At 57.2% G+C, this 10241-nt stretch carries 7 protein-coding genes and 1 tRNA gene; 3 read left to right on the top strand and 5 right to left on the bottom strand.

Features of this window, described 5'->3' with window-relative positions:
- Positions 1–3: 3 nt before the first annotated feature.
- Positions 4–738, bottom strand: a complete 735-nt coding sequence (locus QMN93_RS23210) for a succinate dehydrogenase/fumarate reductase iron-sulfur subunit (RefSeq protein ID WP_023310124.1) — start codon at positions 736–738, stop codon at positions 4–6.
- Positions 731–2521 (bottom strand): fumarate reductase (quinol) flavoprotein subunit, encoded by a 1791-nt coding sequence (frdA, locus tag QMN93_RS23215; RefSeq protein WP_023310125.1) that lies wholly within the window; start codon positions 2519–2521, stop codon positions 731–733. The genes QMN93_RS23210 and frdA overlap by 8 nt, the downstream gene beginning before the upstream one ends.
- A 310-nt stretch (positions 2522–2831) precedes the next feature.
- Between frdA and epmA the strand changes: the two genes are divergently transcribed.
- Complete coding sequence (gene epmA, locus QMN93_RS23220; protein WP_069303550.1) at positions 2832–3809, top strand: elongation factor P--(R)-beta-lysine ligase; 978 nt, start codon at positions 2832–2834, stop codon at positions 3807–3809.
- 44 nt (positions 3810–3853) lie between these two features.
- Here epmA and mscM read toward each other — a convergent pair whose 3' ends face one another.
- The 3 genes from mscM to rsgA form a co-directional block, all read right to left on the bottom strand.
- The gene (gene mscM / locus QMN93_RS23225; protein WP_039261016.1) at positions 3854–7177 is read right to left on the bottom strand and encodes a miniconductance mechanosensitive channel MscM; all 3324 of its coding nucleotides are present in this window, start codon (positions 7175–7177) and stop codon (positions 3854–3856) included.
- Positions 7178–7196: 19 nt separating this feature from the next.
- Positions 7197–8165 (bottom strand): archaetidylserine decarboxylase, encoded by a 969-nt coding sequence (gene asd / locus QMN93_RS23230; RefSeq protein ID WP_069303551.1) that lies wholly within the window; start codon positions 8163–8165, stop codon positions 7197–7199.
- A 97-nt stretch (positions 8166–8262) separates the two neighbouring features.
- Positions 8263–9315, bottom strand: a complete 1053-nt coding sequence (gene rsgA, locus QMN93_RS23235; RefSeq protein WP_023334242.1) for a small ribosomal subunit biogenesis GTPase RsgA — start codon at positions 9313–9315, stop codon at positions 8263–8265.
- Positions 9316–9422: 107 nt separating this feature from the next.
- Between rsgA and orn the strand changes: the two genes are divergently transcribed.
- Together orn and QMN93_RS23245 are read left to right on the top strand one after the other, a co-directional pair.
- Positions 9423–9968, top strand: coding sequence for an oligoribonuclease (gene orn, locus QMN93_RS23240; protein WP_023310130.1), 546 nt, complete (start codon positions 9423–9425; stop codon positions 9966–9968).
- Between the two features lie 196 nt (positions 9969–10164).
- A tRNA-Gly gene (locus QMN93_RS23245) sits at positions 10165–10240 on the top strand.
- Position 10241: the final 1 nt, after the last annotated feature.

The raw sequence follows: 10241 nt of genomic DNA on the forward strand, positions 1-10241 counted from the left end.
TCCTTAGCGTGGTTTCAGGGTAGCGATAAGAAAGTCTTTCGAGCTTTCCACTTTACCCTGCTGAATTGCGGCGGCCGGGTCGACGTGCTTCGGACACACTTCGGAGCAGTAACCCACAAAGGTACAGCTCCAGACGCCGTTCTGGCTGTTAAGCTGCGCCATACGTTCTTTTTTGCCGTGGTCGCGGCTGTCTTCGTTATAGCGGTGTGCCAGGGTAATGGCGGCCGGGCCGATGAACTCCTTGTTCAGGCCAAACTGTGGACAGGCTGCGTAGCACAGGCCGCAGTTGATGCAGCCGGAGAACTGATGGTATTTCGCCATCTGAGCCGGCGTCTGGGTATTTGGCCCCTGATCCGGCGTGCGCGGATTACCGATGATGTACGGCTTAATGGCTTCCAGGCTTTCGATAAAGTGGGTCATATCGACCACCAGATCGCGTTCAATCGGGAAGTTGCCCAGCGCTTCGACCTTAATGCCTTTGGTGTACTCGCGCAGGAAGGTCTTACAGGCCAGCTTCGGCACCTTGTTGACCATCATGCCGCAGGAGCCGCAGATTGCCATGCGGCAGGACCAGCGGTAGCTCAGGTCTGGCGCCAGGTTATCTTTGATATAGCCGAGCGCATCCAGCAGGGAGGTTTGCTCGTCATAAGGTACTTCATAGAAAGCGCTGTGCGGTGCGGCGTCCACTTCCGGATTGTAGCGCACCACTTCAACCTTCATTTTTTGCATCTCAGCCATTCGCCTTCTCCTTCTTCTCGGCGGCTTCTGCTTCTGCACCGTACACGCGTTTAGCCGGCGGCAGCGTGGTGATTTTCACGTCGCTGTAGTCCAGACGTGTGGTGCCATCTGCATCGCGCCAGGCGAGAGTGTGTTTCAGGAAATTGACGTCGTCACGTTCGGTACAGCCTTCGTCCAGACGCTGGTGGGCCCCACGCGACTCTTTACGCGCCAGCGCAGAGTGCGCCATACATTCCGCGACGTTCAGACCGTGGCCCAGCTCGATGGTGTAGAGCAGGTCGGTGTTAAATACGCTGGAGGTATCGGTGATGCGCACGCGCTTGAAGCGCTCCTGCAGTTCCGCCAGCTTATCGACGGTTTTTTGCATCAGCTCTGGCGTACGGTAAATACCGCAGCCTTCTTCCATCGACAGGCCCATCTCGTCGCGGATCTTAGACCAGTTCTCGTTCCCCTCCTGGTTCACCAGATCTTTCAGGCGTTTTTCAACGTCTGCAACCTGCGCATCCAGCGCGGCACCGTTGGCTTCACCTGCGGTAGCTGCCCGCTCCATCGCGCGCTCGCCCGCCATGCGGCCAAAGACGACCAGCTCTGCCAGCGAGTTAGACCCGAGACGGTTGGCGCCGTGCAGACCCACGGAGGAACACTCGCCGACGGCGAACAGGCCTTTAATACGGGTTTCGCACTGCTGGTCGGTTTCGATCCCGCCCATGGTGTAGTGCGCGGTAGGACGCACCGGAATCGGCTCTTTCACCGGGTCGACGCCGACGTAAGCTTTCGCCAGCTCGCAGATGAACGGCAGACGTTCCAGCAGTTTCTTCTCGCCAAGGTGACGCAGGTCGAGATAGACCACATCGCCGCGCGGCGTGGAGATGGTGTTGCCTTTGCGCCACTCGTGCCAGAAGGCCTGAGAGACTTTGTCACGCGGGCCGAGTTCCATGTATTTGTTCTTCGGCTCGCCGAGCGGGGTTTCCGGGCCCATGCCGTAATCCTGCAGATAGCGGTAGCCGTTTTTATTGACCAGAATACCGCCTTCACCGCGGCAGCCTTCCGTCATCAGAATGCCGGAGCCCGGCAGGCCGGTTGGGTGATACTGGACGAACTCCATATCGCGCAGCGGTACGCCGTGACCGAGCGCCATGCCCATGCCGTCACCGGTGACGATGCCGCCGTTGGTGTTATAACGATAAACGCGACCCGCACCGCCCGTCGCCATCACTACCGCGTTGGCGCGGATCTGGACAAGCGTGCCTTCCATCATATTCATCGCCACCAGGCCACGCGCCTGTCCGTCATCAACCAGAATGTCGAGGACGAAATGTTCATCGAAGCGCTGAATTTGTGGGAACTGAAGGGAGGTCTGGAACAGGGTGTGCAGCATGTGGAAGCCGGTTTTATCGGCGGCGAACCAGGTGCGTTCAATCTTCATACCGCCAAAGCGGCGAACGTTGACGCTGCCGTCCGGGCGGCGGCTCCACGGACATCCCCACTGTTCAAGCTGGGTCATTTCCGTGGGACAATGATGCACAAAGTAGTCAACGACATCCTGCTCGCAAAGCCAGTCGCCCCCTGCAACCGTGTCGTGGAAATGGTATTCAAAGCTGTCATGATCCTGCGCAACGGCGGCGGACCCTCCTTCTGCTGCCACTGTGTGACTACGCATTGGATAGACTTTTGAAATCAATGCGATTTTAGCGTTGGGATTAGCTTGTGCTGCAGCAATCGCAGCACGTAATCCAGCCCCGCCAGCGCCTATTACGGCAAGATCGGCTTGAAAAGTTTGCACGACATTCCTCCAGATTTTTGTTATTTCGCAACGCGACAAACTAAAGGTAGTTCACCCGTCCAAAAGGACGATTGCGAAAGCGTTTCCACTGCTCCTTTATGGGTAAAACAGTATAACCGTGTAGATGTCAGGGAAATTTGACGTGTTCGATTTTTTTGCTGTTCTGTACGGCGATTTATCATGAAGATTGATGAAATACGTCACGAAAAAGTTCACCTAAATGAAACGCGCTTTTTTACTGCGCAAAATTTGTCTCTGCCCCTGCTAACGAGTAGACTTCGTGCCCTTGTATGAAATCGGAGAACAACTCATGAGCGAAACGGCCACCTGGCAGCCGAGCGCATCCATCCCTAATCTGTTAAAACGCGCTGCAATTATGGCGGAGATCCGCCGTTTCTTTGCCGACCGCGGAGTCCTGGAGGTGGAAACGCCGTGCATGAGTCAGGCAACGGTAACGGATATTCATCTGGTGCCGTTTGAAACCCGTTTTGTTGGCCCCGGCCACTCTCAGGGCATGAATTTGTATCTGATGACCAGCCCGGAATACCACATGAAACGCCTGCTGGCGGCGGGGTGTGGCCCGGTGTATCAGCTGTGCCGCAGCTTCCGTAATGAAGAGATGGGTCGTCACCACAACCCGGAATTCACCATGCTGGAGTGGTACCGCCCGCATTATGATATGTACCGCCTGATGAATGAGGTGGACGATCTGCTCCAGCAGGTCCTGGACTGCTCAGAAGCCGAAACGCTCTCCTATCAGCAGGCTTTCCAGCGCCATCTGGAAATCGATCCGCTGTCGGCGGACAAAACCCAGCTGCGCGAAGCGGCGGCAAAACTGGATCTGAGCAACGTGGCGGATACCGAAGAGGATCGCGACACGCTGCTGCAGCTGCTGTTCACCTTCGGCGTAGAACCACAGATTGGCAAGGATCGTCCGACCTTTGTCTACCACTTCCCGGCAAGCCAGGCGTCGCTGGCGCAGATCAGTACCGAAGATCATCGTGTCGCAGAGCGTTTTGAGGTCTATTACAAAGGCATCGAGCTGGCGAACGGCTTCCACGAACTGACGGATGCCCGCGAGCAGCAGCAGCGCTTCGAGCAGGATAACCGCAAGCGCGCCGCGCGCGGTCTGCCGCAGCAGCCTATTGATGTGAATTTGCTTGAAGCATTAAAAGCAGGTCTGCCGGATTGCTCCGGCGTGGCGCTGGGTGTTGACCGTCTGGTGATGCTGGCCCTGGGCGCAGAGCAGCTTGGCGATGTGATTGCGTTTACCGTAGATCGCGCCTGACGGCAGTTTACCCTCTCCCGTGGGAGAGGGTTGCCCCGCTTACCTTACAAACTTCCCGCCGGGCGCGTACGCGCCGCTGACGTCAGCGTTCTTCCCGTTTTACGCCCGTCCAGGCTTTCGAGACGCATCTGGAACGGTGGGAACGGCATATCAATACCGTGCTCGCGGAAGCCCGCCAGAATCAGCTGGTGGATCTCATGGCGCAGCGGCATACGGTGTCCCATTTCGGCGGCGTAGATGCGCAGCTCGAAAATCTGGATCCCCTGCTGTAAATCCACAAGGAATACTTCCGGCGCCGGGTTGTCGATTACCAGCGAACAGCGCTCAGCGGCAGTGTAGAGGATCTGGGTGACCTCTTCGCTGTTGGCGTCCGACGGCGCCGGTACCGTCAGCACCACGCGGGTAACGGAGTCTGACAGCGACCAGTTGATGAACTGCTCGGTAATAAACGCCTTGTTTGGCACGATGATCTCTTTCCGATCCCAGTCGCTGATCGTCGTCGCACGGGTGTTGATCTTCGTGATGCTGCCGGTCAGATCGCGAATCGTTACGGTATCGCCAATACGGATCGGTTTTTCGAACAGAATGATCAGGCCAGAGATGAAGTTGGCGAAGATCTCCTGTAAACCAAAACCTAACCCTACACCAAGGGCCGCCACTAGCCACTGCAGCTTCGACCACTCAATACCGATCATCGAGAAGCCAACCAGCCCGCCAAACAGCATGATCAGATATTTGGTAATGGTCGTAATCGCATAGCCCGTCCCCGGCGTTAAATCCAGATGCTGCAGCAGCGCAAGCTCCAGCAGCGCCGGGAAGTTGCGTACCAGCTGCGTGGTGATGATCAGCACCAGAATGGCAATCAGCACCGCCCCTAAGGTAATCGGCTCCAGGCTTTCCACGCCCTGCACCGTAGACGTCACGTCCCAGAGCGAGATGTTCTCCAGGAAGCCAAATGCGGAGTGGATCTCTGACCAGAGGAAGATCACCGACAGGAGGGCAATCAGCATCAGGATGGAACGAACCAGGCGCAGGGACTGGGTACTGATGGCATCCAGATCCAGTTCGACCTCGTCCGCTTCCGTTGTGCCTTCCGTACTGTTGACGTGGTTTGGCTCTTCTTCACCCCGCGCGCGCTGGGCGAGGATCTCCGCCCGGCGATGCTTGGCTCGGTCAAAGGCCAGACGGCGGCGCTGGATCAGCATCCAGCGGCGGATCACGTGGTACACCACCAGCAGCAGGAACCAGATGGCCACCGAGGTTTCCAGCCGCGCCAGCAGCGCCTGCGCGGTTGCCAGATAGCCCACCGCGGCTGCCAGCATCGCAAACAGCGGCGCGCTAAGCAGCAGGTTCCAGAGCAGCCGGTTGAACATGTTTTCGCCGCTGCCGGATTTATCGAGATAGAGCGGAATACCCGCGCGTTTCAGGCTGAGCGTAACGATGGCCAGCGCCCCGCATATCAGCATAAAGCAGAGGCGCCCCAGCGAGCCTGAGAACTCCCGGTCGTTGAGATTATCGAACATGATCAGCGCCATAATCAGCGGCACAATCAGCCCGATGCTCATCAGGTAGTAACGCATGGCGCGCGCGACGCGATTACGCGGCCAGCCAAAGTGGGTGATGAACAGGCCATTGGGGCGCGCGAAGGTGGCGCAAATCATGACCACCCACAGCAGCGGCACCGTGGCGGTGACGCCATCGCCAATCGCGACCGCGAGCGGATAGGGCCAGGCTTCCCGCAGGCCATACCCCAGCGTCATCCACAGCACCGGCAGCGGAGAGGCGACAAGAATCGACCAGAATACGGTGCGCAACGTCAGCCAGAAGTGATCCTGGGTGACTTTCCCGACCCGGGAGCTGGAACGCTCCAGGAAGCGGGTGAAATGTCTGCGCGAGTAAATGCTGAAGCCCACCAGAATCAACGCCCCCAGCAGCGGGAAAATGGTCTCTTTGCTGGTAAACATCATCACGCTGGCCTGTCCCAGCTGGCTGACGGTGTCCAGCGAAATCAGGCGGCGCAGGTCCTGGACAATCTCAATCGGCCACGAGAAGGTCATCGGACGCACGTCGGACGTCCAGAAGAGATAACGGTGCGTAGCCTCGTTCACCTCTTTCAGCGCATCTTCCAGCTGGCTATTGGAGACTTTTAGCTTGGTCAGCTCCAGAATCAGCGTATCCCCGCCCTGGAGCAGAGAGTTCAGCAGCTCACGCTGGGTACGCAGCTGGGCTTCCAGAATACGGTTTTGCTCGCTGGTCAGGGGCTGGCCGTCAGCCTGACGGATCTGGCGGATTTGCGGCTGTTTATTGAGAAGATCTTCAAAGTGCAGGCGCTGAACGCGCAACTGGGCCATCTCGGTATCCAGCTGCTGCGGCTTCGGCATTTCCGGCAGGCGCGCGACCTGGGCGCGTAACGCTTCGCCCAGCAGGTTTGATGACCCGAGCCACTGGGACTGCTCGCGCAGGGTGTTGAGCGCCTGGCGAACCTGAAGGGTTTGATTGGTCGCCTGACGCTGCTGCGAGGCAACCAGATCCATACGCTGCGCCTGCTGATTCAGCGCGGCAGAAAGCTCGCGGTTGACCCTGAATTGTTCGTTGATACCGGCAGGCAGGTTTTCGCTGTTTTCCGCCAGCAGTTCGGTACTTTCCAGCGCGCGCTCCGCTTCACGCTGGCGCTGGCTGTTGAGCTGATTGCGCAGGGCCTGGAGATACGCATCCAGTTGCTCGCTCTGCTTCTGAGCGAGTTCAGAGCGCATCCGCGACAGCTCCTGGCGGTTATTGGCGGAAAGCTGCGCCAGCTCCAGCTCATCGACAAGGGCCTTCAGGCGAGCCGATTCTGCCTGCAGGCCCAGATTTTGAGCCTGAGCCTGTGGCGTATTGCCGCTTTGCGTACCCACGCGACGCTCAACCTCATTAAGCTGGCGGCGGGCGTCGGTTTGCTGTTGCGGAAGCTGGCTGAGGGAGTCGGCAATTTCACGCGCTCGCTCCTGCTCCTGCTGGGCAAGGCGGCTCTTTTCCAGAAGCTGGCTGCTGACCTGCAGGATCTCCTGGTTCAGGGCGTCGGAGGTCATGCCTGCGGGCACGTCGCGCGGTTCGTCACGCAGATTATTGAGCTGCGCGCGCAGCGTCTGCGAGAGTTTGGGGAAGTTGTCGATAACCTGCTGATACTGCTGAGCGCGCTCAAGAGAGCCTTTTCGCTCCTCAAGCGCGTTCAGGGCAGCCTGGAGCGACTCGACGGTCTCTGGCTGAGCAGGTTTAGCCGCTTTTGCCTGCTCCAGTTCCTGGGTTATCTGTTTGGCGTCGGGGGCTGTCGCTGCGTACGCCCCCATGCTGAGGCACCAGGCCATCAGTAGAACGATAATCGGGCGCACGTCAGCGATCCTTCTGTTGTTAGCCTTCGTCTTTTTTGTCGTCAACCAGCGGGCTGGCGTCGTGCTCGGCGTTGATCTCTTCCTGCGGTAGCGGCGCTGGTTCTGCATCCGGCGTAACGAAGGTTTCGGTAGAGACCGCCAGCGGCTGGCCCAGTTTGGTGACCGACAGGCTTTCGAGCTGTTCAGCCAGCTTCACTTTGCCCGGCGCAAACAGGTTGATTACGGTAGAGCCCAGCTTGAAGCGACCCATCTCCTGACCTTTCAGCAGGGCCACCGAGCCTTCCGCTTCACCGGCAGGCCAGGTCCAGCGTTTGATCACGCCTTCGCGCGGTGGGGTGATGGTGCCCGCCCAGACGGTTTCGATGCTGCCTACGATGGTCGCACCCACCAGAATCTGCGCCATAGGGCCAAATTCAGTATCGAACAGACAGATGACGCGCTCGTTACGGGCAAAAAGGTTCGGCACGTTCTGCGCGGTCAGGTGGTTTACGGAGAACAGGTCGCCCGGGACGTAAATCATTTCACGCAGGATACCGTTACACGGCATGTGCACGCGATGGTAGTCGCGCGGTGAAAGATAGGTGGTGGCAAAGGTACCGTTACGGAACAGATCCGCCATCAGGTAGTTACCCGCCAGCAGCGCTTCCAGACTGTAGTTATGGCCCTTCGCCTGCAGGATTTTGTCGTCTTCGATATCACCCAACTGGCTGATCACGCCGTCTGCCGGCATCACCAGGACGTTAGGGTCGGTGTTCAGCGGGCGCACTTCGTCACGCAGCGGGCGTACGAAGAACTCGTTGAAGGTGCGGTAGCTGGCGGTATCCGGCTTCTGCGCCTCTTTCATGTCGACCTTGTAATATTTTACGAAAAGGTCGATGACCAGTTTGGTCAGCCAGCCCGCGCGTTTGCTTGCGCCCCAGCCCGCCAGGCGAGTGAGCCACAGTTTTGGCAGAATGTATTGAAGCGAAAGTTTAAATGCGTTTAACAAGGTAGCCTCCAGGCCATTGTTTTGTCGTTCCTGATCCGGCGTTAAGCCGCCGGAACCTGAAAAAAGGGGACGATTTTAGCGATGCTTAGCTTAGTTGTCAGTTATCAGAATCAGAAAAGTTTTTACGCGTTTTTACGTCTTCCATGCTCTCAAGAATGCGGTGGTAATTCTCGAAGCGGGTTTCCGCGATCTCGCCTTTCTCAACTGCTTCACGGATAGCGCAGCCAGGGTCGTTATCGTGCTTACAGTCGCGGTATTTACAGGCGCCTAAATAATCATGGAATTCGACAAATCCGTTAAAGATTTGTTCCGGCTCAAGGTGCCACAAACCGAACTCACGCACGCCCGGGGAGTCGATCACGTCCCCGCCGTGCGGGAAATGATACAGACGCGAGGCGGTGGTGGTGTGCTGGCCCAGGCCAGAGACGTTGGACACATCGTTGGTCAGGATCTCTTGCTGGAGGCCAAGCAGGTTGTTCAGCAGGCTCGATTTACCTACGCCGGACTGACCCGCAAAGATGCTGATGCGGTCGGTCAGCGCCTCTTCCAGCGGTTTAAGGCCATCTTTGGTGTGGCTGGAGACCATCAGCACGCGGTAACCAATCTTGCGGTAGATATCCATCTGCTCATTCACGAAGGCCATACCGTCGTCATCCAGCAGATCGATTTTGTTCAACACGATAATCGGTTCAACCTGCAGCGTTTCGCAGGCGACGAGATATCGGTCGATAATGTTGAGCGAAAGTTCGGGCAAAATCGCCGAAACAATGACGATCTGGTTAATGTTGGCGGCAATAGGTTTGACCCCGTCGTAGAAATCGGGACGGGTTAACACGGACGTGCGCTCATGAACCGCTTCAACGATACCTTTTACCGTAACGCCTTCCGCCGCCTCTTTACCCGGTCTCCAGACCACGCGATCGCCGGTAACCAGTGAACGGATGGTGCGACGGATATTGCAACGGTGAATATCCCCGTCGGCGGATTCGACATCGGCATGCATACCGAAACGGCTGATGACTACGCCTTCTGTCGCTTCACCAAACAGGTTGTCGTCATAATCCGGCTTCTCCGAAGTGGTTTTAAGACGGCGCTGGTGATTGGCGTTTACGCGGCGCTGCTGCCCTTTGGAGAGTTTATTTTTACTCAATCGCGCTGGCTCCTGGTCGCCCGTAAGGGGCAAAACCTCTATGATACACTCTAATTAATACTAGTTAACCTGCTACTGCCGGTTATGCGAGAAGGGTGGAAAATAACATGAGCGCGGATGAAAACAACCTGATTTGGATCGATCTCGAAATGACCGGGCTGGATCCCGAGCGCGATCGCATCATTGAAATTGCAACGCTGGTGACGGACGCTAACCTGAATATCCTGGCTGAAGGGCCAACGATTGCGGTGCATCAGTCCGACGACCAGCTGGCTTTGATGGATGAATGGAACGTGCGCACCCACACCGGCAGTGGCCTGGTAGAGCGCGTGAAGGCGAGCACGTTCGGCGATCGCGAGGCGGAGCTGGCGACGCTTGAGTTCCTGAAACAGTGGGTTCCGGCAGGCAAATCGCCTATCTGTGGGAATAGTATCGGCCAGGATCGCCGTTTCCTGTTTAAGTACATGCCGGAGCTGGAGTCATATTTCCACTACCGCTATCTGGATGTCAGCACTCTGAAAGAGCTGGCGCGTCGCTGGAAGCCTGAAATCCTCGACGGCTTTAAAAAGCAGGGGACTCACCAGGCGATGGACGATATCCGTGAGTCTGTGGCGGAGCTTTCCTACTACCGCGAAAACTTTATTAAGCTGTGATTTTGCGATCCGGCGCCTTGCGTGGCCGGGTTTTTGTCGTTAAATTGTTCAGCTTGCCGATTAATTAAGCATTTGAACTTAATTTCGAAAAAATCGCTTTAAGGGGGGTTGCAGCTAAAAGGATTTCTCGTATAATGCGCCTCCCGTAACGACAGAGAATTACACGTTACGACAGCAACAAAAGCAGTGCAGATTTGCGGGAATAGCTCAGTTGGTAGAGCACGACCTTGCCAAGGTCGGGGTCGCGAGTTCGAGTCTCGTTTCCCGCTCCAA

The organism is Enterobacter sp. R-1.6.2, assembly GCF_035064085.1.
In the GTDB taxonomy this organism is placed as follows: Bacteria; Pseudomonadota; Gammaproteobacteria; order Enterobacterales; family Enterobacteriaceae; genus Enterobacter; species Enterobacter asburiae_B.

Bases quoted from the DNA above. Each gene is read 5' to 3' on its own strand.
- QMN93_RS23210 (WP_023310124.1), bottom strand. From the start codon at position 738: ATGGCTGAGATGCAAAAAATGAAGGTTGAAGTGGTGCGCTACAATCCG.
- epmA (WP_069303550.1), top strand. From the start codon at position 2,832: ATGAGCGAAACGGCCACCTGGCAGCCGAGCGCATCCATCCCTAATCTG.
- orn (WP_023310130.1), top strand. From the start codon at position 9,423: ATGAGCGCGGATGAAAACAACCTGATTTGGATCGATCTCGAAATGACC.